Raw genomic sequence first — 24,559 nt, forward strand, 5'->3', positions numbered from 1 at the left:
ATCCCTACCTTATACATAGAGTGTTATTGAGTTTATTATCCTACAAAGTTAAGAAAGAGTTACAAGTTGCAACGTTCTTCTCAGAAATTAGGTATTGGGGATTGGGGATTGGGGATTGTGAAAACTCTTACCTAGTCCCCAGTCCCCAGTCCCCAGTCCCTTGTCCCCACTAAGCCGCTTCTGGAGAAGTTGTTTCAGGGTTTGGTAGATATTTGAGCAATACGCCGCGATCGCCAATTATAAATCCCCGTTCTGGCTCTAAGAACACAATTTTATACAAATTAGCAGCAACTTCTTCCACTTCACGGTCTTTTTCCCAGGTTTTGCCACCGTCGCCACTCCGTAGCAAATTGCCACTACCGCCACCTATCCAAATTTCATCGGGTGTGCGATATGCCAAATCCAGTAAACCCCAACTGGTGGATAACTCTGGATATTTTGCCTCTTGCCATTCTTCAGGTTTAGTTGGGTCACTAAACTGAATTTGACCTCCCCTAGCTAGCAGCCACAATTGCCCATTGTCAGCAAAACCCATGTTTTCTACGCGCCGAGAACTAATGCGGTTATGGGGTACCCAAGCATCTTGTCCCGGTTCCCAAGTCGAGTAGAAACTACCCTTGGCGGAAACGGCAACATATTTGCCATCAGGAGAACGTTCTAAGTTACGCACCACACCGACTGCTGATTCCACTTGAGCTTTCCAGTTTTTGCCGCCGTCTATGGTTTTATATATGGCTCCGACATCAGTAGCCATTTCAGCTGTGTTTTTTGCTACTGCCTTAACTGCGATCGGGCTACCTGGTAGCTTTTCGCTCAGGGGAATACGCGACCAAGAAGCACCTTCATCAGTAGTGTGCAGCAACAGTCCAGGCTCTCCGGCAATCCAGCCTTCTTTTCCTGCAAAACTTACTGAGTCAAAACGATACTTTTGCTCATCCAGTTGCAGTATTATTGGTTTCCAGGTATTACCACCGTCATTGGTTTCCAATAGGGTGGCATTACTACCTACTAAGTAGCCATGCTCAGGGTTATTAGTAAAAGCAATATCCAGGAGATTCGAGTCTGTTGGTACAGAAATGACTTTCCAAGGGTTGTAGCTAACAGAAGGAACTTTGCTACAACCTATACAGATGAGGACTACTATCAACAAGGTAGCTATTCGTTGCCAACCTTTCACAATTGAATGCATTAGTATTTCTTAACTTGTTTCTAAATTTCTGTAGCTGTTCTCTAAAAGGTTTACTGATACTTTTTTGCTAACATTTGCTAACAAATACATAAGTTGAGCAGTTCAATCTCAACCAAGGTGTATCAATCGATGCATAAAAACAAATTTTATGCACTCTTACTTGTTTGCTTCTAGCGTGATTCTTGCTTTGAGAAGCAACATATTTGCGATTACTTGCTGTAACACCTCAGAGGCAACTTATCAGTAAGTATAGAGGTTACTTGATGTTACAGATTCTCACCTGAATCTCTGATATTTTATCAGAGAATACACTGTTAATCAATGTAAGCAAAAGTGAGCATTTTTAGCTTAATTAAAGGCTATAGAGAATAAGTAAAACAGTATAGTTGTGTGATTATAATCACACAACCAATAATGAAAATCTTTTTCCCTACTCACTATTCCCTGTTTCTGAGATAACGGCTGTCATTGTAAGCCGTAGAGACTGATAAAAAACAAAAAGCCAAGACCCAAAGCACCGAAAATTAGGATATTCTTTTGGGTTGGCGTTAGGGTGTTAACACCCAAACCGTAACCGAGATTTTCTTTGAAGCCGGATGCAGTACCCGCAGGGCCGATGTTGGCAAAAGCGGTTGTCTTAGCACTACAAACTGGACAGCGCCAATTTATGGGCAGTTCTGTAAAGAGTGTCCCTGAAGGAATATCATGCGTGTTGTCTCCCTTCTCAGGTTCGTAAACATAACCGCAGGCGCGACACTCGTAGTGGTCTAACACTGGAGTCTCAACAGCTGGTTCGCTCATGGCTAGGGCCTCGCAGAGGAGAAATCTGAAATATACGTTACAAATTATGACATAATTGTTAGGCTTTTCTATCACTATCAAAAGCTAATTAAATACTTGAAGTGTATCTGTTTCCCAGATTTCAGAAAAACCAAACAGATATAATGTAAAAGAAAGTTACGCAGTTGAGAATTAGGGAGTGGGGATTGGGGACTGGGGACTGGGGATTAAAAATAAAGAATTTGGTATTAGGGATAAGGGATTAGAGATTCAGAAGAATTTCCCATTACCCAGTACCCAGTCCCCAGTCCCTAGTCCCCACCCCCCACTCCCCACTCCCCACTCCCAACTTAAAATACTCCATAAGCGGTAGATACTCATTGTGTTTGTCCTCAGCGGTTACGAGTACCTTCTAGGCTTCTTCATAGTCTGTAGCCTAGTTCCTGCCTTAGCGCTCTCAGCTTCTAAGCTCCTACGACCCAGTGGTTACAGCCCAGAACGGCACACCACTTATGAATCTGGCATGGAACCCATTGGGGGAGCCTGGATTCAGTTCAACATCCGCTACTACATGTTTGCTTTGGTCTTCGTCGTCTTTGATGTGGAGACTGTGTTCTTGTATCCTTGGGCGGTAGCTTTCCACCGTTTGGGGCTATTGGCATTTATTGAAGCGCTAGTCTTTATTGCAATTCTTGTAGTCGCTTTAGTTTACGCATGGCGTAAAGGAGCTTTGGAATGGTCTTGAATTCTAACTTAACAACTCAGGGCAAAGAACGAATCATCAACCCCATTGAGCGGACTACAATCACTCAAGACCTTTCAGAAAACGTCATTTTGACCACGGTTGATGATCTTTACGACTGGGCGCGGCTTTCTAGTTTGTGGCCGCTGCTATTTGGTACTGCTTGCTGCTTTATTGAGTTTGCAGCTTTAATTGGTTCCCGATTCGACTTTGACCGTTTTGGTCTAATTCCCCGTTCTAGCCCCCGCCAAGCCGATTTAATTATTACGGCAGGGACTATTACAATGAAGATGGCTCCTCAACTGGTGCGTCTTTATGAACAAATGCCAGAGCCGAAGTATGTAATTGCGATGGGTGCTTGTACAATTACTGGCGGGATGTTCAGTGTTGATTCCCCCACGGCAGTGCGCGGAGTCGATAAGCTGATTCCTGTGGATGTGTATTTGCCTGGTTGTCCTCCGCGTCCCGAAGCAATTATTGACGCAATCATTAAGCTGCGAAAGAAAATCTCTAATGAATCGATGCAAGAGCGGGATAAAATTAACCAAACCCACCGCTACTACAGCACGACTCATAACCTGAAGCCAGTAGCGGAAATCTTAACTGGTAAGTATTTACAGTCAGAAACTCGCTATGCACCACCGAAGGAATTGGCCGAAGCGATTGGTATGCCAATACCACCTGCACTGCTGACAGAAAAGGCGCAAAAGGAGGAACAAACCCGTGGCTGAAGAAGAATCAAAACCAGTACCAGCAGAGAAAGAAGAGGCATTGGTACAAGCGGGTAAAATTTCCCAGTGGTTGACGGAAAATGGCTTTGACCATGAGTTTTTAGCACCGGATAAGAATGGGATAGAGATAATTAAGGTGGCGGCAGATTTCTTGCTTCCTACCGCTACAGCCCTTTATGCCTACGGGTTTAATTATCTCCAGTTTCAAGGTGGTGTTGACCTTGGCCCAGGACAGGAATTGGTGAGTGTGTATCACTTGACTAAAGTGGGTGATAATAGCGATCGCCCCGAAGAAGTTCGAGTTAAGGTATTCTTACCACGGGAAAATCCTGTAGTGCCTTCTGTGTACTGGATTTGGAAAACCGCAGATTGGCAAGAGCGCGAGTCTTACGATATGTTCGGCATTATCTACGAAGGACACCCAAATCTCAAACGGCTTTTGATGCCGGAAGATTGGGTAGGTTGGCCTTTGCGTAAGGATTACATCTCGCCTGATTTCTACGAGTTGCAAGACGCTTATTAGAGATTGCTGAATAGAGACGCGATGAATCGCGTCTGTACAAGATAGTTTCGGCAGTGATTAACCCCTTTCCGGTGGCGGAGAGGGGTTATGTTTTTGGTGTTTTTATATAAAGTTGGTTGACAAAATTTGCTGTAATTCATTACCTGTATTTACAGTTTTAATTGCCTGTTGAATTGTTTTTAATTTTTGCAAATCTGTAATTTGAGAGATTATCGGCATCAATTCTAAACCTTGATTGCCAAACTTAATTTCTAATGCTAATTCAATCCCTAAATATAATTCCTCTTTTCTTCCTCGTTCTTCCCCTTTGCTAAAAATTTCTTGATACCAAGGCGACTGCTCTAAAAGTGCCATATCCCACCTCAGAATTTGTTGAACTATTGCACTATCTAATACAAAGGTAGCAAAAAATCCTAATACTGTTTCTAGTTGATTCAATTGTTCATCTGCACGTAATATTCGCAATGCATCTCGAATTGTAGACTCGTTATCACCACCTTTGAGGATGGGTACAAATGGAAGTAGTGATGGTAATGGTTGTTGAAAAGCAATCTCGACATCAACTTCCCACAGGTTAATGACACGGTAATCTTGAATAGCACGTAAACCAGCTATATTTAATTCGTAACTTGTAGGTATTTCAGCGTCGCTTGCCTTGAGGATATTAATTAGTACTGGATACGTTGGTAAATTATATTTTTCTTCTGCTAGCGCTGCATAAGCACGCATCCTGCGCGGCATTTCCGGTTTATAGCGCAGTTGTAATTCGTTAAGAACGAGAAATTTTCCATACTGGGGACTTTCGACACGGATTAAAACATCACTTTCTCGACTTATCCACTGAAATTCTGAGTTGAGAATTTCGCCAGCAACAATATCAGGAATTTGTGTTACCCATTTTACCCAGTTATCAGGTGCAAGGCTGATTAAGCGTTTGGTGCTGACATCGGCGGGTTTGATCATGGGTTGTAAACACACTCAAAGTTATCAAATAATTGTACTTAATACTGGATTACAGATATTCAGATTTTTGATTGGACTATTTAGGGAAAGCGTAGGCAAAGCCCGTCGTAGACATCTCACCCAATCTGAGATAATTTAAGTGCGATCGCTAAAATGCTCAGTGAGATTTCTTAGTGATCGGAATCGCTATCTCTACCGTTGTATCTATAATTTGTGGGACAATTTAATCTAAATATTTAAAATAATATGTCAGAAACACCACAAAACGACGGCATTTGGATTGTGACGGATGAAGTACCGCAAATATCGATTCCTGATGGTGCTAAAGGCGGGAGTAATAATACACGCGGTTGGGGAGAGGAAACTATCAGGGATAATACTGGTAGCAAAGGGGTAGGAGATGCCGTTAAGGTTAGCGCTCAAACATTAGAGCAAAATATGACTCACTTTCTCAAACTCGTGGGAAGTTTGTTTAGTCAAGCTGAACAACAAGCAAAAGTAAACTCAAAGATGCAGCTAGACGAAATTGAGCTATCGGTAGAAATTAGTGCAGATGGGGAAGTTAAATTAATTGGTAGTGGTGTCAAAGCTGGGAGTAAAGGAGCTATTAAGCTGAAGTTCAAGCGCCAAGAACCAGGGTGAGATGGCAAAAAATTGGGCGATCGCGATCGGAATTAACCAGTATGATTATCTGCAACCGCTAAACTATGCCAAGCGGGATGCACAGTTAATGCAAGAGTTTCTGAGCAAGGAAGCCGGATTTGAGCGGATATTCTTCTTCTCTGATGACTCCCCTGAACTTGCTGGAAAATCGACTCGCCCAACTCGCACTAACTTGTTGCGAGTCTTGCGGCAGTTATTTGACAATCCCTTTATGGGAGCAGGGGATAATTTCTGGTTTTTCTTCAGTGGGCATGGGATAAGATATGCTGACCGTGATTATCTTATGCCCTGTGATGGCGATCCAGAGGATATTGAAAACACGGCAATTGCGATTAACTTTGTCACTGAACGCCTGCGTCGCTGCGGTGCTGATAACGTTGTCTTAATTCTGGATGCTTGTCGTAATGAAGGTAAAAAAACAGGTGAAGGAATTGGGCGACAAACCGCAGAAGAAGCACGTCAACAAGGAGTTATCAGCATTTTTTCTTGTATTCCCCAAGAGTATTCTTATGAAATTGAGGCTTTACAACAAGGTGCTTTTACCACTGCATTACTAGAAGGATTAGGAATTCAAGGTAAATGCGCTACTGTTGAACGATTGGATCAATATCTCAAGTTTCGCGTGCCTGAACTGGTTCGCCAGTATAAGAATACAAGGCAAACGCCTTATCTTATTGCTGAACCTGTGAACAAATCTCACCTAATACTTGTGCCACGATATGCAACTCTAGTGGATATCGCCACATTGAAAAATGATGCTTACCAAACAGAAGTAAACAGGAATTTAGATTTAGCAGAGCAATTATGGATTCGGGTATTAGCAGCCGCTTCAGGGCAAGATATGGACGCGGTGAGAGGTTTACAAAGAATTGAAAGGTTGCGAAATAGTTTTGCAAATCCTGATTTACCTCAGCAAACAATTCCACAACCATCTAAGTCAGTCACAGATACAGCTATAAGTAAACCTCCTCAAATTCCAACTCCCAAATCAACCTCGCCATCCCCTATTACTAATACTCAGACTTCTGGTGCGGGACAATTTGCAACATCTACTATTTCAACATCTTCAACGCCATCAAAAAAACTAATATTACCTTACTGGTCACGACGACGTGTAATTCAAACTGCTGGGTTTGCAGTTGCTGGGTTGGGTTTGACAATTGCAGTACCACGTTTTTGGCGATCTTCTGATTTAAGAGAAGGTAGTAAAAGCGACATTGGCTTACCAGAAAATATACGGAGAAATATCACCAACGGCACTACCCGTGAGGCAAAAGACTTTGTTGAAGATTTAGGGAATGGTATAACTCTAGAAATGGCGCAGATACCAGGGGGAACCTTTATGATGGGTTCATCAGAAAAAGAAGTGGGGAGATATAAAGATGAAAATCCACAGCATAAAGTAAAAGTATCTGGATTCTTTATGGGTAAATATGAAATCACCCAGCCACAATATCAAGCAATTATGGGTAATAATCCTTCCAATTTTAAAGGTGAGAAACGACCTGTAGAAACAGTGAGTTGGGATGATGCAGTAAAATTTTGTGAAAAATTGAGCCAAAAGACAGGAAAAACCTATCGACTACCTAGCGAAGCACAATGGGAATATGCTTGTCGTGCTGGAACTACTACCCCATTTTATTTTGGCGAAACGATTACCACGGAGTTAGTAAATTTCAACGGCAAGGAAACAAAACCAGTCGGTAGTTTTCCACCTAATGCTTTTGGTTTATACGATATGCATGGCAATGTTTGGGAGTGGTGTCAAGATTATTGGCATGACAATTACAACGGCGCACCCGATGACGGCAGTGCTTGGTTAACTGGCGGCAATAATACTCGTCGCCTGGTGCGTGGTGGCTCTTGGATCACTAGTCTAACGCGCTGTCGTTGTGCACATCGCAACAATAATATCCCTGCGAACCGCCTCAACACTATTGGGCTTAGGGTGGTTCAGGTGGTTGCGTGAGCACTCCTGAAGGTCAGAGTTGATAAATGGGAATTTATCGGGCGTATATTAGGGAGTTCAGACTTGCCTTGGCGACAGGGGCGACTCTGTTCAAATATAAAACCGAGTCGGATAGCTTGGTAGGTTGCAAAACCGAACAGTTGTTCGACTCAATTAATTCTGCGACATTTAAAACAAAATTCTAAAATCTAACTCATTTTTAATTGTTCTAATTTTTGTTTAATCAAAATTTCAACTTCTTCAATCTCAGCATTCGATTTTGGGATGTCAAAAGTCTCTGGAGACGCTTCAGATGTAAAGCGGTCAACAAAAGCACGAAATGCTGCTTTGTTGTCGGGGTGAGCAATGACGAAGGCTCTTAACTCGGTTTTGCTCATGCTGCTAAAGTCTGGCTCAATCACAAGAACCTCCAAAGACCATTGTGATAGATTTCTACATCTATGTAATCTCCTGCCAAAATAAACACATTACCTGTTTGTTCATCGAGGCGGACAATGTAAATAGGAGTGAATGTATTGGTCAAAGATTGACATAGTATGACACACCTGATGCCTTGTTCAGCAGTTGGCTAGATTTGTATACCTCATAACCGCATAGCTTGGAATCAGAATAGCAGGTAAGGGGAAGAAAATATCAAACCATCTATAGCAATCCTAAATGAGACTAAGATCCCCGACTTCTCAAAGAAGTCGGGGATCTTATTGTTCACGACTGATTTAGGACTGTTTGTTTTACTAGTGGACGTGGTTTCTTGCGGTCTGACCTGCGCGTTCCACCAGCCATCTCATACTCATCACTATTTTTGCCATAGCGAGATGCAACATTCAATAGCATTTGCTCAGAATAAGTATTCAAGTCACGTTCTGCTTCTATTAATGCATTGTGTGTCTTATCTACTATTGTTTGTGCTTGATTATAAGCTGCTAGCTTCTCTCGTAACTGAATGACTTTAGTGTTGTAAGTAGCAATTGCAAACCCATTACTAAAGTCTAACTCAGGGTTAATCGTCTGCATTCCCTCAATCCGTCGTTCAGCTTTGGTCAGTGATATGGAGTTTCGTTTGCGTTGCGTCATATAGTTTTCCTGTTTGGATTAATTTATAAATAACCATGAGCTTACACACTGAGTTATTTATATATCATAAGAATACGCAATAAGCAGATGCACCAGCCACAGTGAAGTTACAGAATTATAAAAGCATTGGATGACATTAGCCAACTAGATAGATGCGGGTATATTTGCTGAAATTTGTTGAGAAAAGCTAGTTTTGATGTCGCAAAAGCTAGTTTTGATGTCGCAAAAGCAAGTTTTAATGTCGCAAAAGCAGGTTTTGATGTTGCAAAAGCAGGTTTTGATGTCGCAAAAGCAGGTTTTGATGTCGCAAAAGCAGGTTTTGATGTCGCAAAAGCAGGTTTTGATGTCACAAAAGCAAGTTTTAATGTCGCAAAAGCAAGTTTTGATGTCGCGGAGCTTTCATATAGTTCACAAAGACGTGATCGTGATATAGCGGTTTTCGATCCAGTGAGGTATCCCAATACGCTTGGGATAGCCAGAAAGCCCTCATGTAGAGACGCGATTTATCGCGTCCAAAAAATTGACACGTTAGAGAGACACAATAAATCGCTGTCTCTACAAAGAATGTACTCTTCAATTATTCCTTGACAGACTACAGCTACCATCGCATCGGTTAAAGGAGGATGAGACGAAGCACACTAAAAATTTATTTTTCTAATTGAAAATTTTATTTTATTTATGCGTTAGGTAACTTTCACTATTTTATCTGTATAATCTATCATTCAGTCTAAATTATCGAATGTATAATCTATTATTCAGTCTTATTAATTATTGACCTCTGTTACTTATTGAGCGGTTGAAATTTAGGTATTAGAACATCTTTTTTTAAGACATAACCTACCACTCACGTAGTAGTTATTTTTTAACGGAATTTTAGAAGTTATGTAGGCATACTCCATCATAGACATTGCCTGAACTTGTGCTTCAAAAATCATGAGCCATTATATGAATAGTTAGCACCTTTACAGCACTATCCAATGTCTGAAGACTTATTAAACTCCTTTCAAGAAGCATACAGTAATCTCGAACTGTTTCCGTTGATGGAACGGAACGAAATGGAAAGATTTCGAGTCGAATATGGTGATGATTTGATTGCAGACCTGAACCAATTAGTGGAAGATAGTCCTAATGGAGATGGCAAAATTGTCTTTACAGGACATCGGGGATGTGGTAAGTCTACTTTGTTAGCTGAATTTAGCCGACAAATTCAAGATAAATATTTTGTAGTTCTGTTTTCTATTGCTGACAAAATTGAAATGTCGGCGGTTAATCATATTAATATACTGTTTGCGATCGCAGTTAATTTAATGACAGAGGCAGAGGCACGCAGAGTTGATATTCCGCAATCTACTAAAGAAGCTCTTTATAAGTGGTTTGCTACCCGCACTCGCACTGAAGAATCAAATTTGCAAGCAGAAGTTAGTATAGGTTTTGACCTCCTAAAATTGATTAGCTCTAAATTAAAAGCTGATGCAAGCGTTAGAGATGAAATTAAGCAAGAGTTTGAACGCAAGTTATCAGATTTAGTTGCCAGAATTAACGAAATAGCTGCTTTAATTCAAACCGCAACTAAACAAAATGTTTTAGTAATTATTGATGATTTAGACAAACTTGATCTAGGCAGAGTTAATGAGATTTATCGAGATAACATTAAAGCTCTTTGTCAACCTAACTTTCAAATTATCTACACTATCCCCATCGCAGTCCTTCGGGAAACATTTATCAGCACAATAATTGCCACTGAAACCAATGATCAAGTTGTGGCAATGCCTGTCTTAAAAATTTTTGATAAAGGTAAAAATCGCTTCCCGAATGCTCAACCTCGCCCGGAAGCAACAAAGATTCTCGGTGAAGTTTTACAAAAGCGAATTCCCAGTGAATTAATCGCGCCAGAAACTGCTGAAAAGATTGTGATTTACAGTGGTGGTGTATTGCGAGAGTTAATTCGGATTTCTAAGGAATGTTGCCGCATTTGTTTGCGAATGATCCGGCGAAATCCCACAGCCGAAGTTATCATTGATGATAAAATTCTCCTGCAAGCAATCAATAAAATCCGCAACGACTTTTCTATACGTTTAGGGAAAGTTGATACAGATATTTTGCAGAGTGTTTACGAACAATTTATGCCCAATGACCCTAAACAAGCAGAGTTTTTGGATTTGCTACATGGTTTATATGTTCTAGAATATCGTACTGATGAAACTTGGTACGATGTTCATCCAATTATTATAGAAAGCTTGAGAAGACAGGGGGCTATTAATGTTAAATGACGAATTCTTAGATGATGAAGGAGAAAATCTAGATGCGTATGATGATTTAATTGTTTCTATTGAAGCTCAAAAACGGGGATTAAATTTACTGATTGCAGTTTGCGATGATGCTAGCTTTCGTGATGAGATTATTGCCCAGTATGAAGCTGAACTACAACCCGCCTTCCGTGCATATCGAGAGACTTTAGCACGTCAGGAACCGAGCTTAAAAGCTGCTCTTAACCAACTGCTACAACAAGAAGAATATCTTCGTCAGCAAAACCCGGCGGTGATTACTGTGACGGGTGCTGAACAACTTTATTTTCTCAGATTGGGAAAAGAGCAATCGGAACAGGAGAAATTTTTTGGTTACTTACAATGGACAAGGGAAGGATTGCGCGAGTTTCCGTTTGCTATTGTGCTTTGGGTAACTAACCAAATTTTAGTCAACCTGATTAAAAAAGCCCCTGATTTTTGGAGTTGGCGCAACGGTGTATTTAGGTTTGAATCTAAAAAGACGAATGCTATTCCTGGTAAAGAACTAGAAAATATCCGTTTTGTTTTTAGAGACACAGAATTAGCCAGCACAGATACTAATGAAGATAACTCTTTTTTCTTGCCCATCCAAGATTTACAAGGGTTAATCGAGAAAGTAGAACAAGAAGGGGGAACTAAAGACCCCAGTTTAGCTACTTTATACTCAAGTTTAGGTGATATTTACCGCAGCAGATTAGAGCGGGGTGAGTCTCAGAATTATCAAGAAGAACAAGAACTAGCAATAAAGTATTGGCGTCAGGCGATTGAGATACAAAATGAATCAGGTTTACAGATAGATTTAGCTAATAGCCTCAACAATTTAGCAGGAATATATCGTGCAACAGGACACTACAGCGAAGCCGAACCATTATATCAACAAGCTTTAGAACTGAGGAAACGCCTGCTAGGAGAGAACCATCCTTCTTTTGCTACTAGCCTGAATAATTTGGCAGGACTCTACAAATCTACTGGACAATATACTAAAGCGGAAATCTTATATCAACAAGCTTTGGAACTGAGGAAACGCCTGTGGGGAGAAAATCATCCTGATGTCGCCATCAGTCTCAACAATTTGGCATTACTATATGATGAACAAAAACGTTATGACGAAGCCGAACCTCTGTATCTGCAATCATTAGAACTCGAAAAACGTTTGGTTGGCGAAAACAATCTTTCTTTGGCTCTTATACTGAATAATTTAGCGCTACTTTATTATCATCAAGGACGTTACACTGAAGCTGAACCGTTGTCGCTACAAGCAATAGAACTAGATAAGCGATTTTTGGGAGAAGAGAATCCTGATGTTGCAACAGATTTGCACAATTTAGGATTGATATACCGCGCTCAAGGACGTTACGATCAAGCTGAATCTTTGTTTTTGGAATCGTTGGAACTCAAGGAACGTCTATTACAAAAGGCGCATCCGCTTTTAGCAGATACTATTTATGCTCTTGGTTTTATGTACAGGGAGCAAGGGCGTTACAATGAAGCGGAACCCTTATGTATAAAAGCCTTAGAACTTGATAAGCACCTATTGGGAGAAAATCATCCCAATGTTGCTGAAAGTCTCAATAATCTGGCAGAAATTTATCGTGAAACTGGACGTTACAGCGAAGCAGAACCGCTTTATTTGCAAGCTTTAGATATTTGTGAACGAGTCTGGGGTGTAAATCATCTCCGTAGTGTCACTGTTCGCCAAAATCTAGAAAAGCTCGCCGTCGCAATGCAGAATAATGGAGAGTGCGATGTCTTGTCTACGACACGCTGCGCGAACGACAACCCCTTCGGGGAAGGCATTATATAGAGCAAAAACATTATTTTGGGTTAACCTGACTCCAATCTAGAGATAGCAAAATGGCTAAAGATGTTTTCCATCAACAGGTTAAAAAAGCATTAATTAAAGATGGGTGGATAATTACTCACGATCCTTTTACAATTCGTATTAGTGAAGCGATTAAACTACAAATAGATTTAGCGGCTGAAAATGCCATTGCCGCAGAACGTAATACAGAGAAAATAGCTGTCGAAATTAAAAGTTTTATTGCAGATTCAGATATCAGTGAATTTCATAATGCACTCGGACAATATCTCAATTACTGCCAAGCTCTCGAAGAACAAGAAGCTGACAGAATCCTATATTTAGCTGTCCCTAACGAAACCTATCAAAATTTTTTTCAACTCCCCTTCGTCCAACGTGCCCTTCAACGTTACCAAGTTAAATTAATAGTCTATGATCCTAGACAGGAGGAGATTCAGCAATGGATAAGATAAAATATTATCGACAACTAATAAAACAAATATTGACAGAACATACACAAATTATAAATAACACGGATACAGTCAATTCAGAACTAATTATTGATAGCGAAAACGACCATTATCAATTAGCTTACGTTGGCTGGCAAGGAGATAAGCGGGTATTTGGCCCGGTCATGCATTTTGATATTCAAAATGGAAAAATATGGATTCAGTATAACGGTACAGAAGAGTCTGTTGCTGAACGATTGGTTGAGTTAGGTGTACCTCCTTCTGATATTGTGATTGGGTTCCATTCTCCTTTTAAACGCCAATTTACTTCTTATGCTGTGGAGTGAATGTAAATATTTTTAACTCAGATGATAAATACATGTGAATGGTGCGTAGTTTACCGCCGTAGGCATCGCTTCCCCAAGATCCCCGACTTCTTTAAGAAGTCGGGGATCTGATTGTCGGGGATCTAATTGGATTAAAAGGGCATACTAAAGCAAAACCTCATATTCTTGCCTATGCCGCGACGACAAACTCCTCTGCAAACTGGCAACTTTTACCATGTCTATAATCGGGGAAACAATCGCCAAAAGATTTTTTTTGAGCGTGAGAACTATATTTATTTTCTCCGATTGATAAGGGAACATCTGATAACTAATGCAGTAGATATTGTTGCTTACTGTTTAATGCCCAATCATTATCACTTTTTGGTCTATCTGAGAGATGAAACTTTGTCTGATGCAATGAAATCCCTTTCTCTTTCTTACACAAAGGCAATTAATAAGCGTTTTAATCGTTCTGGGGTGCTATTTCAGGGAAGGTTTCAAAGTATTCATATTTTACAAACTGACTATCTTCTCAACCTCTCACGTTATATTCATTTAAATCCGGTGAAAGCAGAACTGGTGCAGCAACCTGAAGAATGGGAGTTTTCCAGCTATTTGGAATATGCAGGATTACGAGGAGGAACACTAGCCAAAACAGAGTATATCAAGATGCAAATTGAGTCAGAATTAACTTATCAGCGATTTTTAACGGATCATAATCTACCTGATAGCGCTGGTTTCAGAAGACTGCTACTGGATGATTAGCCTAGCTAAATATCCCCGACTTCTTTAAGAAGTCGGGGATATGAATTGAATAATCTGTAGTGGAAAGTGCGTAGGCGTAGCCCGTCGTAGACATCGCTGTACTAGCGAACCGCGACGAAACCAGCTTGCTCAATTGCCCTTTGTCCCTCATCAGTTAATAAAAGCTTGGTGTATGCATCTCCAATCTGCTGTTCTTGACCTTTATTCTGCTTAATAATCACAAACAAGTTAGCAATTAAGGGATAGCTACCATCTTTTATAGCCTGAGTATTTAGCTGGTTGCGCTGACGTAGACACTGCTCAGGTGACACCAGAGGTTCGCGGTAAGGGGCAATTAGCTGACCAACTGTGCTACCCAATGGCAAAGCCTTCACACTACATTGAGGTAATACTGAACGGGCAGAAGCGTAATAGACACTACCAGGAGTTTTACTGAGTTGGCGCACTGCCTCTGTAGTAGAATAGACATACTGCACATTAGAGCCAAATGCTTGCCCCTTCAAGTTGCTGTTGCTAGGAAATATTACTGTATCTGCGTCTTCTGGTCTTTGAGACAAAGGTGTGATGGCTAAGTTTGGCCCACCTACTTGATTCCAGTTAGTAATTTTCCCCAAATAAATCTGCTGCAATTGGTCAACAGTTAAACCTGGCACATTGAGTGATGGGTTGACCACCACTGCGACTCCATCCATACCCACTTGACGTTGCTCAAGGGTGAAGCCTCGCTCTTTTGCTATAGCTTGTTCTTCATCTGTCAAGGGACGGGAAGACTGAGCAAAGTCTATTTTCCCATCAAGCAACATCCGAATGCCGGAGCTAGAACCAGGGCTACCACTAACAGGGTTTATATAGCGTAATTGTAATTCCGGGCGATCGCTCTGGATCTGAGAATCTACCAATTGCCGGATAGATGCCCAAGCTGTACTGCCTCCGTAATTAAATGAGGCATTGGGGACATCAGTAACTGTCTGAAAAGTTGATGCAGTACTAGAGGGACTGTTTAAATTTTGATTAGAGGAATTAACGCTGTTGCGGGACAATAAATTCGGCTTCAGTAACCACCAAAGCAGTCCGCCAATAACCATAAGTGTCAGCACTTTACCAATAATCAAACCTCTAATAAAGAGGCCAATTTCACCGTTGATTAAAGCTTTTTTTTGATTTGTATTGTCCATATTTTTAAATGTTGTTTCTTCTATTTATCCTACAGGAATCTATAAATATTTAGGTTAAGAACAAATCGGTAATATAGCCAGTTAATAGTGAATTTTATGATTGTTGGTAGATGATTAATTCTTTCTAATATATTAAGACTCAATTTCCTCTTTGGTAGTCTTTGCAATGGTGGAATTGCTTTTATAGACTCCTCTGTTAACTACTAATTTAGCTACTAGGCGATTGGCTTTAATATTAGCGAACCGTGGCTCAAGCAATTTTTCTCTAAAATTATTTGATTGAGTAGGTTGGTTTGGAGGTGATGTACCTGTATTAATAAATGTATAGATTAAAACTACTACTATCAAACTAGTGATAGTACCAAGTCCTATTCCCAATAGCAAAATAAAATTTTTATAATTTAGAAAATAGCTATCACCAATATTTTGGCTTATGCCAGTAGATTGTAAGGATTCTGACAAAGCTACATCAGAATTAAGCGCTTGCAAAGCTTCTGCGGCAGATTGGTAACGCTGATTGTAGCGATCGCAAACCATTGTATCTAAAATATTTGCCAGAGCGTCGCTTACCTGTGCCTGATCGCGCCAGAGAAGTTCTCCGGTATTGGGATCTTCTTGTAGTTGCTCAGGTATTAAACCTGTCAAAGCTTGAATACCAATCATCCCTACTGCATAAATATCGCTGCAAAGTTTTGGTTTTCCCTTAGCCTGTTCGCTTGGCATATAGCCAGGAGTCCCAACAGAAACTGTTAAGCCTGCTCCTAAAGCACCAATTTTCTTAATACTCCCAAAATCAATTAGCACAATTTTCTGATCGGAGTACCGCCGCATTAAATTTTGGGGCTTAATATCCCGGTGAATAATGTTATTTTGGTGGACAAAGGACAGCACTTCCAGGATGTCTTTTAATAAATTTAAGACTACATTCTCGCTAAGACGCTGACCTGGTACAATTTCTTGAGTCAATGCATGACCGTCAATAAATTCCTGAACTAAATAGAAATCCCCATTTTCATTAAAATGGGCAAATAGTCTAGGAATTTGGTCGTGATCGTTGCCTAGCTGGTATAAAACTTCTGCTTCCCGATCAAATAGGCTTTTAGCGATGGGTAGAACAGCAGGATTAGTATCTTTTGGGTGGAAATGTTTGACAACACAATTAGGCTGTCCTGGTAAATCTAGGTCTAAAGCTAAGTAGGTATCACCTGATCCCCCGCTTCCTAAGTGTTTGACAATCTCAAAGCGATTCCGAAGTGTTTTTCTAGGCAGAGAGTATTGATGGCTTTTACGTCTACCACCTGATAACAAGTAAGTATTACCAAATCCTCCGCTTTCCAGCAGTTTCACTGTCTCAAAGCGACTTCGGAGTTTTTTTCTAACTAGAGGGTTCTGGCTCATGTGGCGTATACTACTCGTTAATTTACTGACCATTCAGAGCTTCGGTAAGGTTATGAACACCTGCCGCTAAATTTGTTGGTATTTGAGCCAGTCAGCTTCTCAGGCGACTTATGCTTTTGAGCAGTTTTATCTTTAACCCCATCATTGGTTGATTTCATACCTTATATAAGTATCTTAATATAAAAATTTATTTCTGTAATAGTTCTATAATTTTATCATTTATGTAAATTTAATAGTAGTCCACAGTAGTTATAACTATCGGTAGACGACAACATTCAGGTGTCAAGAGATTTATTTTAGATATTGGGTCTGATTGCTGACAAAACCCGGAACAGTGGCATTTAAAGGCACAAGTATCTTTACAGTGTCTACCAGAATTTTGTTACCAGATTTTAGCCATTACTAACTGCGATCGCGTTGTAATATCTACCAACATAAGGTCGACGAAACTAAAAAAGAGCAAGAACAGGTAAGCTTTTGGGGTAAATTATCGAATGATGAGTTTTTACGTAAATAGGTGTAATTTGTCAATCTTTTAGGTTGATTCGTTAGCTACAACGGTAGGATTCTATTAATGAAAAAAGCCCCCTAATGGGGGCCTATTAAGTTGTCCGCGTGGAATGAACAACTAATAATTAATACTCACAGTAGATACAGTAATCCGAACAGAATAATCCAAATTACATCAACGAAGTGCCAGTAGATTTCGGCTGCTTCAATGCCAAAGTGCTTTTCGTTACTGTAGTGACCCGGAACGCGCGATCGCCACAACACCGCAACAATTGCTAAAACGCCGATAGTAACGTGCAATCCGTGGAAACCAGTCAAAACGTAAAATGCACTAGCAAATAAATTGGTAGTTAAACCAAATTCTAAATGGGTATATTCATATACTTGACCCACCAAGAAAATAGCACCCATTGCAGCAGTAATTGCTAACCAGATTTGTGCACCTCGCGTATCATTCTTTTTAATAGCAGTGTCGGCATTGTGCATGACAAAACTACTAGAAATTAGATTGATGGTGTTGACTCCAGGTAACAATAGTTCTAACTCTGGGGTACCTGCTGGGGGCCATGCAGGTAAGGTAGCCCGGAAAGCTAAGTAGGCTCCGAACAGCCCCATAAAAATCATCCCTTCAGCAATCAGGAAGACAATTAGCCCAAACAGACGATGGTCTGGATGTTCTTCGTGATGACCGACTGAGGCTTCCGCCGCGTGGTGATGATTTAGTTCGGTTTTAGCTGGGTCAATAGTTTGACTTTGCATGAATTTTTATAAGTGGGGAATGGGGAATGGGGAATGGGGAGTTAGGAGTTAGGAATTGTCATAACTCATAACTCTTCACTCTTAACTCATAACTCTATTTACGGTCTTCGGGATTGGCAGCAACTGCTGGGTCGGGTTTTGCTCTTAATACTGAGTTCGGGCCGCCAGACAAGACTGGATTGGGATCAGACAAAGGTACATCTTCATTAGCCCTTTCCAAGCCGTAGTCGTAGGGGCCTGTAGCCAGTACTGGAGTTTGATCAAAATTCTCGATCGCAGGTGGTGATGTCGTCATCCACTCTAAGGTCAATGCTCTCCAAGGATTATTACCAGCTTTCTCGCCGTATAACCAACTCCAAATGGCATTAATGATGAAAGGGAATGTCGAAATTGCCAGTATATAAGAACCATACGTGCAGATTTCGTTCAGCGTGGTGAATTTGGGGTCATATTGAGCAATACGGCGATTCATGCCCATTAAACCCAGCTTGTGCATGGGTAAAAAGGTCATGTTTAAACCCACAATGGTCAAGGCAAAGTGAACCTTACCCCAAAATTCGTTCATCATCCGTCCCGTCATTTTCGGGAACCAGTGGTAAATGGCTGCAAAAATCCCCAGTACGCTACCGCCAAATAGGACGTAGTGCAAGTGAGCCACCACAAAATAAGTATCGTGAACGTGAATATCAAAAGGCACTGCTGCCAACATCACGCCACTGATTCCGCCGATTACAAAAGTGCCAACAAAGCCGATGGCAAATAGCATGGCGCTGTTAAGCTGGATTTTTCCACCCCACATGGTGGCTAACCAACTGAATATTTTAATTCCCGTGGGTACGGCAATGATCATGGTGGTGATCATGAAGAACATCCGCAACCAACCGGGGATACCACTGGTAAACATGTGGTGCGCCCAAACAATTAGCCCCAAAAAGCTAATGGCAAGAGATGAATAAGCGATCGCTTTATAGCCAAAAATCGGCTTGCGGGAATGCACGGGGATAATTTCTGAAATTGCGCCAAAGAAGGGCAAAATCATGATGTAAACCGCAGGGTGGGAATAAAACCAGAACATGTGCTGGTATACTACTGGGTCGCCACCGCCAGTTGGGTTAAAAAATGTTGTCCCGGCAATTAAGTCAAAGGCAAGCAGAATCAGACCTGCTGCCAGGACTGGGGTTGATACCAAAACTAGCGCCGAAGTGGCGAACATTGCCCAGCAGAACAAGGGCATTTTATGAACGCTCATGCCGGGGATACGCATCTTCAGCAATGTTACGAGGAAATTTATCGCCCCCAAAATAGATGATGTACCCAACAGCAAGACACTCATAATCCAAATGCCTTGCCCCACTTGCCCTGTTACCAAACTCAGGGGAGGGTAGGAAGTCCAACCTGCATCCGGTGCATCGCCTACCGCTAAACTGGCGATCAGCAATATACCCGCAGGGGGGATCATCCAAAAGGCAACAGCATTCAGCCGAGGAAATGCCATATCTTTTGCCCCAATCATCAGGGGAATTAGATAGTTAGCAAACCCTGCCCCGGTTGGCACGATCCACAAGAAAATCATGATCGTGGCGTGCAGCGTAAACAGACTGTTGTAGACTTCGGGGGTAACAAAATCTACTTCTGGAGTTCGCAGTTCTGTGCGAACCAAGTCAGCCATTACGCCGCCAATGCAGTAGAAAATAAACGAAGTGACTAGGTATTGAATACCAATCACCTTATGGTCGGTTTGAAAGCCAAAGAAGTCTTGCCATTTTCTGACCCCTGGTTCCTCACTAAGGGCGGGGATATTGGCAGTTTCTTGCAACTGAGCTTGTGTCATAGTTGTTAGTTATCTTTATGTCATTTGTCCTACCCTGCGGGAAGCCGCAGAAGCGTCTATGTCAGCTGTCCTACCCTGCGGGAAGCCGTAGAAGCGTCTATGTCATTTGTCATTTATTTAGACCAATGACTAATCATCAATGACCAATGACTAATGGTGAACTTGATGGAGGATTTCTGGCTTAATTCCCATATCTTTGGTGTAAGGAGCGAGAAATTCATTTGGGGATAGATTCGCAGGATTAACAGCAACGGCTTGATTTAGTGTTTCTTTGCTGGCAACTAGCTGTTCTTGCATCCATTTCTCAAATGCTTCTTCTGGCTCAACGACTACTGTTGCTCTCATCGCACCGTGGTAGGGGCCACAAAGTTCAGCACAGATTAGGACATAATCTCCTGCTTTTTTGGGGGTGAAGCGAATCTCGCTTTGCCTACCGGGGATCGCATCTTGTTTCAGGCGGAACTCTGGCACCCAAAAGGCATGGATGACATCGTTGGCTGTCATATTGATTTCCACTTCTCGCCCGATGGGGACATGCATTTCACCTGTAGTTATACCAGTTTCAGGATAGGTGAAAAGCCAAGCATATTGTAGACCGGTGACATTGACCTGTAATCCTGCTGGTTTGCCTGCTTTATCAGGAGTTCCCCCAATTGTCGGGGCAACAATACCGACACCTGGAGCATTCCGCAGTTGGGGAATTTGGTCAGCATTACGAACTTCTGCGGTAGCTGGATCTTGCATTGCCTCATCAGATTTTTCTTGATTGAGGTTGGGTTCGGTGCTAGGAGGAGTATCACTTAAAGTTGCCGCCATAGCACTTCCAGGCATTGCCATTGACTCCTGATTCATCATCGGCGCTTGATGGATAGCGTGGGGATCAAAGCCACCGATTTCGTTGTAGACATCAAAGCTGTAAACAGAAATACCGATAACGATAATTGCTGGGATCGCTGTCCAGAGAATTTCTAGAGGTACATTGCCCTCAACTGGTGGGCCGTCTTCATTGTCACCTGCACGCCGACGGTATTTAAATGCAGAGTAAATTAAAATACCTTCCACAAGCAGGAATATACCTGTAGAAATGATCATCATCGCGTTGAACAGACCATCAACTAATTCGGCTTCATCCGTGGCTGCTGCTGGCAACAGTCCGTGATTTTGACCGTACCAAAAGCTGGCGAGCGTTAGCACGATGCCAATGAGTAATGTCCATATTGAACTTGGAATATTCACGGCTTACTTAATTGAATTTACTACGTTATCTTAAAGCTGCTCCCTTACTAAGGTAGTCTAGGCCAGAAGGCATAGAGTACAAAGGTCTGAAATTTTTATTAAGTTTTTTAAATATTTTACTAATTTTGGGTACAAGGTGACTATTGGGGGGCAGGAGGCATACTTCTCTACGAGACGCTGCGCGAACGACTGCGCTCAGTACAAGGGAGGCAGGGGCAGGGAGCAGGGGGCAGGGGGCAAAAGTAACCCAGATGCATTTGACAGTATGGGATTTAACGACTGGGTTTTATACCCAAAATTAAAGTTTTGATTCATAATTATTTCCTCCTGCCTTCTCCTAAAATCAGTAGAAAAACTTAAGGAAAAATTTAGAATGTTTAAATTAATTGTGATTAATCAATTTTTCACATCTTGAAAAATACCTAAAGCTTCAGACAAAACCTTTCTGGAGTGATTCAAAGTATAAGTGAGTGCTAATCTATAAACCCTTAGCCTATACGCTAGGGTGGAGATGGGACACTAAAAGAAAATTGAAAATTTTAAGAGATCCACCAAGAGCGGGCAGAAGGTATCCTTCATGAGCGAATTTGTCCTACAACAACAAAATGAAGCGGCGCTTCAGCAGCAAAAACCCAAGGAAATGATTCGTCGCTTGGTGTGGAAAATATGCATAGCCACCTTAATTTTGATGGCAATAGGCAGCGCCACCCGCGTGATGAATGCTGGACTTGCTTGCCCAGACTGGCCTTTATGCTATGGCGAATTGGTACCAGCCAAACAAATGAATCTCCAAGTGTTTTTGGAGTGGTTTCACAGATTGGATGCAGCTTTAATTGGTGTAAGCGCGATCGCACTTTTTGGTTTGTCCTGGTGGCATCGTCGTTTCTTACCCAGATGGCTGCCTTGGGCATCAACATTCTCCCTGTTTTTAATCGTCTTCCAAGGCATCTTGGGTGGACTCACCGTTACCCAACTGTTGCGGTTTGATATCGTTACCGCTCATTTAGGAACGGCGCTGTTGTTTTTTAGCACCCTCCTGATTATCGGCACGGCACTCACTCCCTATCAGGGAACTGGAACCGTTGGTAAGTTGCCTTGGGTAGGTTTAACTGCTGCTGTTCTGGTTTACCTACAAAGTTTGCTAGGTGCTTTGGTAGGCTCTCGCTGGGCGCTACACCAATGCCTCGGCGGTTCTCAACTTTGTACGGTAATGTACAGCCATATTGCTGGTTTAGTGCCGCCAACAGTGGCAACATTGGCAATAGTATTTATCTGTTGGCGGACACCAGCACTACATCCAGCCTTACGGCGACTGGCAAATCTGGCTGGTGGGTTGTTAACCTTACAAATCTTGTTAGGATTCGCCACTTTCAAATTACACCTCCAAGTCGAGCCTCTCACCGTCTCTCATCAAGCTATAGGAGCTACTTTGCTGGGTACTTTGGTGGTTTTCACAGTTCTCGCACTGCGTGACTCAGTGAGTGCTAATTTACAAGTGCTAAGTGCTAAGTAGGGAATGGGGCATTGGGCATTGGAAAGAGGACTTGGGGACAAGGAGAATTGGGGACAAGGGGAAAGACTTGTTTCAAGTTCTCACCTCTAGTCCCCTAGTCCCCTAGTCCCCTTGTCTCCCCTGCTCCCTCATTCATCTCCCCCTGCTTCCCACTCCTCACTAAACGACGAAAGCCGCAACGGCGAGTATTGCGATCCATGCAGGTGCAGAAAATCTGTGTTTTCATTTGCCTAAAAGAGCCAGCTTGAGCGGAGGCTGCATATAAGTTGTTGAAAAATAAGGAACCAGAGCCAAAATGATTGAGACTAATGTCTCTCGCCACCACCAAACATTTTTACAGGTAATTCAAAGTTACTACCAGCTAACCAAGCCTCGGATTATTCCGTTGCTTTTGATTACCACGGCTGGGAGTATGTGGATTGCTGCTAAGGGAGAAGTAGAGCCATTGCTGTTGCTAGTAACTCTCACTGGTGGCACTTTGGCTGCTGCAAGCGCCCAGACGATTAACTGTGTCTATGACCGGGATATTGATTATGACATGGAGCGGACGCGCCATCGTCCGATGCCTTCGGGTAAGGTGCAGCCGCGTGATGCTCTCATTTTTGCGATCGCACTGGCGACAATTTCCTTTACACTCCTAGCAGTATTTGCCAATCTGTTAGCCGCCCTGCTAGCCTTCTCTGGCATCGTCTTTTATATTTTGGTTTATACCCACTGGTTAAAACGCCACACTCCTCAAAATATCGTTGTTGGTGGTGCGGCTGGGGCAATTCCGGCTTTAGTGGGTTGGGCTGCTGTTACAGGCACATTAAGCTGGTCAGCATGGTTAATTTTTGCCATCGTCTTTTTGTGGACACCGCCCCATTTCTGGGCTTTAGCTCTGATGATTAAAGATGACTACGCAAAAGTTGGGATACCAATGTTACCTGTGATTGAAGGTACTACGGCAACCGTGAAGCAGATTTGGTACTACACGCTGGTAACAGTATTTGCAACCGTGTTATTGGTTTATCCTTTGGGCGCGAGTGGAATTCTTTATGCTGCGATCGCTGTAATTCTGGGAGGATTATTTATCCACAAATCTTGGCGTTTGTTGCAAAATCCAGAGGATCGCGCTGTAGCTAAAGAGTTGTTTCTGTTTTCCATCTCTTACATGATGCTGTTGTGTCTGGGGATGGTAGTTGATAGTCTTCCTGTTACCCATAATTTAATTAGTGCGGTGAGTAATTATCTGCATTTTATTGGTTAGGGGATGGAAAATTTAGCGATCGCGTTTGGTAAAGGGGCGCGATCGCATTTTCGGAAATTAAAAATTATACATAATAATTAGAGTTTGGCGGATTTACGATTAAAAATAAAATTTCAGTTATAACCAAATTGATTAAAAAGCTGAATGTTGACAAATTACATTCGTACAGCAATGCACAAAGCAACTTATGAGTTGCTAGAGGATGGAACTTTCTACGGCGAAATTCTAGAATGTCAAGGTGTGTGGGCAAACGCTACAACACTAGAAGCTTGCCGGGAGGATTTGCAAGATACTCTTGAAGGATGGATTGTACTAGGATTGCGTTTGGGTCATACTCTACCAATACTTAATGATGTTGACCTGAATTTGACCAAAGAGGTCGCCTAATGCCACCCTTTGGATCAATTAATCGCCGGGATCTGATTCGTTATCTAAAAGATGCAGGTTTTGATGGGCCTTACCCAGGTGGTAAGCATCAATACATGGTAAAAGATGAATTAAAGCTGACAATTCCCAATCCACATCAGGGAGACATTAGCCAAAGCTTATTAAATAGAATATTACGTCAAGCTAATATCAGCAGAGATGAATGGGAGACCTTATGAATTATATGCGCGATCGCTCATGAGAC

25 protein-coding genes and 1 pseudogene are annotated in these 24,559 nt (G+C 41.9%); 15 read left to right on the top strand and 11 right to left on the bottom strand.

Annotated features, from left to right (window positions below; genetic code table 11):
- Positions 1 to 169 precede the first annotated feature (169 nt).
- Complete coding sequence (locus tag VE944_RS16950) at positions 170 to 1,189, bottom strand: photosynthesis system II assembly factor Ycf48 (protein ID WP_324979086.1); 1,020 nt, start codon at positions 1,187 to 1,189, stop codon at positions 170 to 172.
- A gap of 465 nt (positions 1,190 to 1,654) precedes the next feature.
- A complete protein-coding gene (locus VE944_RS16955; protein WP_324979089.1) occupies positions 1,655 to 1,990 on the bottom strand; it encodes a rubredoxin in 336 nt (111 codons plus the stop codon).
- 361 nt (positions 1,991 to 2,351) lie between these two features.
- On the opposite strand from VE944_RS16955, the gene ndhC reads away from it, so the two are divergent.
- The 3 genes from ndhC to VE944_RS16970 are packed head-to-tail and all read left to right on the top strand — an operon-like array spanning position 2,352 to position 3,965.
- Positions 2,352 to 2,714, top strand: coding sequence for a photosynthetic/respiratory NAD(P)H-quinone oxidoreductase subunit C (gene ndhC, locus VE944_RS16960; protein ID WP_100899269.1), 363 nt, complete (start codon positions 2,352 to 2,354; stop codon positions 2,712 to 2,714).
- Positions 2,705 to 3,442: a photosynthetic/respiratory NAD(P)H-quinone oxidoreductase subunit K gene (gene ndhK, locus VE944_RS16965; RefSeq protein WP_324979094.1), complete on the top strand. Its 738-nt coding sequence runs from the start codon at positions 2,705 to 2,707 to the stop codon at positions 3,440 to 3,442. The genes ndhC and ndhK overlap by 10 nt, the downstream gene beginning before the upstream one ends.
- Positions 3,435 to 3,965 (top strand): NAD(P)H-quinone oxidoreductase subunit J, encoded by a 531-nt coding sequence (locus VE944_RS16970; protein WP_324979097.1) that lies wholly within the window; start codon positions 3,435 to 3,437, stop codon positions 3,963 to 3,965. The genes ndhK and VE944_RS16970 overlap by 8 nt, the downstream gene beginning before the upstream one ends.
- 102 nt (positions 3,966 to 4,067) lie before the next feature.
- Here VE944_RS16970 and VE944_RS16975 read toward each other — a convergent pair whose 3' ends face one another.
- On the bottom strand, positions 4,068 to 4,928 hold the full coding sequence (locus tag VE944_RS16975; RefSeq protein ID WP_324979101.1) for an Rpn family recombination-promoting nuclease/putative transposase: 861 nt from the start codon (positions 4,926 to 4,928) through the stop codon (positions 4,068 to 4,070).
- Positions 4,929 to 5,174: 246 nt separating this feature from the next.
- Here VE944_RS16975 and VE944_RS16980 point away from each other — a divergent pair, with 246 nt between their 5' ends.
- Complete coding sequence (locus tag VE944_RS16980) at positions 5,175 to 5,570, top strand: Pepco domain-containing protein (protein WP_324979104.1); 396 nt, start codon at positions 5,175 to 5,177, stop codon at positions 5,568 to 5,570.
- 1 nt (position 5,571) lies between these two features.
- Positions 5,572 to 7,560, top strand: a complete 1,989-nt coding sequence (locus VE944_RS16985) for an SUMF1/EgtB/PvdO family nonheme iron enzyme (RefSeq protein ID WP_324979108.1) — start codon at positions 5,572 to 5,574, stop codon at positions 7,558 to 7,560.
- A 188-nt stretch (positions 7,561 to 7,748) separates the two neighbouring features.
- Here VE944_RS16985 and VE944_RS16990 read toward each other — a convergent pair whose 3' ends face one another.
- From VE944_RS16990 to VE944_RS17000, 3 genes and pseudogenes are all read right to left on the bottom strand, one after another.
- A complete protein-coding gene (locus VE944_RS16990) occupies positions 7,749 to 7,961 on the bottom strand; it encodes a DUF6887 family protein (protein ID WP_322670230.1) in 213 nt (70 codons plus the stop codon).
- Positions 7,958 to 8,116 (bottom strand): annotated as a pseudogene (locus VE944_RS16995) (DUF6888 family protein); the annotation flags it as partial. The pseudogene VE944_RS16995 and the gene VE944_RS16990, both read right to left, overlap by 4 nt.
- 149 nt (positions 8,117 to 8,265) lie before the next feature.
- Positions 8,266 to 8,634, bottom strand: a complete 369-nt coding sequence (locus VE944_RS17000) for a hypothetical protein (RefSeq protein ID WP_324979118.1) — start codon at positions 8,632 to 8,634, stop codon at positions 8,266 to 8,268.
- A gap of 177 nt (positions 8,635 to 8,811) precedes the next feature.
- Here VE944_RS17000 and VE944_RS17005 point away from each other — a divergent pair, with 177 nt between their 5' ends.
- The 6 genes from VE944_RS17005 to VE944_RS17030 all read left to right on the top strand — a co-directional run bounded on the left by VE944_RS17005 (position 8,812) and on the right by VE944_RS17030 (position 14,257).
- The gene (locus VE944_RS17005) at positions 8,812 to 9,222 is read left to right on the top strand and encodes a hypothetical protein (protein ID WP_324979121.1); all 411 of its coding nucleotides are present in this window, start codon (positions 8,812 to 8,814) and stop codon (positions 9,220 to 9,222) included.
- A gap of 389 nt (positions 9,223 to 9,611) precedes the next feature.
- Positions 9,612 to 10,904 carry an ATP-binding protein gene (locus VE944_RS17010; RefSeq protein ID WP_324979124.1) on the top strand — a complete coding sequence of 431 codons (1,293 nt, stop codon included), beginning with the start codon at positions 9,612 to 9,614 and terminating at the stop codon, positions 10,902 to 10,904.
- The gene (locus VE944_RS17015; RefSeq protein ID WP_324979127.1) at positions 10,894 to 12,723 is read left to right on the top strand and encodes a tetratricopeptide repeat protein; all 1,830 of its coding nucleotides are present in this window, start codon (positions 10,894 to 10,896) and stop codon (positions 12,721 to 12,723) included. Before VE944_RS17010 ends, VE944_RS17015 begins: the two co-directional genes overlap by 11 nt.
- A gap of 50 nt (positions 12,724 to 12,773) precedes the next feature.
- Positions 12,774 to 13,190 carry a XisH family protein gene (locus VE944_RS17020; protein WP_324979130.1) on the top strand — a complete coding sequence of 139 codons (417 nt, stop codon included), beginning with the start codon at positions 12,774 to 12,776 and terminating at the stop codon, positions 13,188 to 13,190.
- Positions 13,178 to 13,513: a XisI protein gene (locus tag VE944_RS17025; protein ID WP_324979133.1), complete on the top strand. Its 336-nt coding sequence runs from the start codon at positions 13,178 to 13,180 to the stop codon at positions 13,511 to 13,513. The genes VE944_RS17020 and VE944_RS17025 overlap by 13 nt, the downstream gene beginning before the upstream one ends.
- 171 nt (positions 13,514 to 13,684) lie before the next feature.
- The gene (locus VE944_RS17030; protein WP_324979136.1) at positions 13,685 to 14,257 is read left to right on the top strand and encodes an REP-associated tyrosine transposase; all 573 of its coding nucleotides are present in this window, start codon (positions 13,685 to 13,687) and stop codon (positions 14,255 to 14,257) included.
- A gap of 101 nt (positions 14,258 to 14,358) precedes the next feature.
- Here the strand turns inward: VE944_RS17030 and VE944_RS17035 are convergent, their stop codons facing one another.
- The 5 genes from VE944_RS17035 to VE944_RS17055 all read right to left on the bottom strand — a co-directional run bounded on the left by VE944_RS17035 (position 14,359) and on the right by VE944_RS17055 (position 21,166).
- Positions 14,359 to 15,432, bottom strand: a complete 1,074-nt coding sequence (locus VE944_RS17035; protein ID WP_324979138.1) for a PstS family phosphate ABC transporter substrate-binding protein — start codon at positions 15,430 to 15,432, stop codon at positions 14,359 to 14,361.
- Between the two features lie 132 nt (positions 15,433 to 15,564).
- Positions 15,565 to 16,830, bottom strand: coding sequence for a serine/threonine-protein kinase (locus tag VE944_RS17040; protein WP_324979141.1), 1,266 nt, complete (start codon positions 16,828 to 16,830; stop codon positions 15,565 to 15,567).
- Between the two features lie 642 nt (positions 16,831 to 17,472).
- Positions 17,473 to 18,099 (bottom strand): cytochrome c oxidase subunit 3, encoded by a 627-nt coding sequence (locus tag VE944_RS17045; protein WP_229553420.1) that lies wholly within the window; start codon positions 18,097 to 18,099, stop codon positions 17,473 to 17,475.
- A 94-nt stretch (positions 18,100 to 18,193) separates the two neighbouring features.
- Complete coding sequence (gene ctaD, locus VE944_RS17050) at positions 18,194 to 19,930, bottom strand: cytochrome c oxidase subunit I (RefSeq protein ID WP_324979147.1); 1,737 nt, start codon at positions 19,928 to 19,930, stop codon at positions 18,194 to 18,196.
- A gap of 150 nt (positions 19,931 to 20,080) precedes the next feature.
- The gene (locus VE944_RS17055; protein ID WP_324979151.1) at positions 20,081 to 21,166 is read right to left on the bottom strand and encodes a cytochrome c oxidase subunit II; all 1,086 of its coding nucleotides are present in this window, start codon (positions 21,164 to 21,166) and stop codon (positions 20,081 to 20,083) included.
- Positions 21,167 to 21,743: 577 nt separating this feature from the next.
- Here VE944_RS17055 and VE944_RS17060 point away from each other — a divergent pair.
- From VE944_RS17060 to VE944_RS17075, 4 genes are all read left to right on the top strand, one after another.
- The gene (locus VE944_RS17060) at positions 21,744 to 22,679 is read left to right on the top strand and encodes a COX15/CtaA family protein (protein WP_324979154.1); all 936 of its coding nucleotides are present in this window, start codon (positions 21,744 to 21,746) and stop codon (positions 22,677 to 22,679) included.
- A gap of 295 nt (positions 22,680 to 22,974) precedes the next feature.
- Positions 22,975 to 23,928 carry a heme o synthase gene (locus VE944_RS17065; protein ID WP_324979156.1) on the top strand — a complete coding sequence of 318 codons (954 nt, stop codon included), beginning with the start codon at positions 22,975 to 22,977 and terminating at the stop codon, positions 23,926 to 23,928.
- A gap of 144 nt (positions 23,929 to 24,072) precedes the next feature.
- Complete coding sequence (locus tag VE944_RS17070; RefSeq protein ID WP_322670242.1) at positions 24,073 to 24,315, top strand: type II toxin-antitoxin system HicB family antitoxin; 243 nt, start codon at positions 24,073 to 24,075, stop codon at positions 24,313 to 24,315.
- The gene (locus tag VE944_RS17075) at positions 24,315 to 24,533 is read left to right on the top strand and encodes a type II toxin-antitoxin system HicA family toxin (RefSeq protein WP_324979163.1); all 219 of its coding nucleotides are present in this window, start codon (positions 24,315 to 24,317) and stop codon (positions 24,531 to 24,533) included. The genes VE944_RS17070 and VE944_RS17075 overlap by 1 nt, the downstream gene beginning before the upstream one ends.
- Positions 24,534 to 24,559: the final 26 nt, after the last annotated feature.

This window comes from Nostoc sp., from assembly GCF_035638895.1.
In the GTDB taxonomy this organism is placed as follows: domain Bacteria; phylum Cyanobacteriota; class Cyanobacteriia; order Cyanobacteriales; family Nostocaceae; genus Nostoc.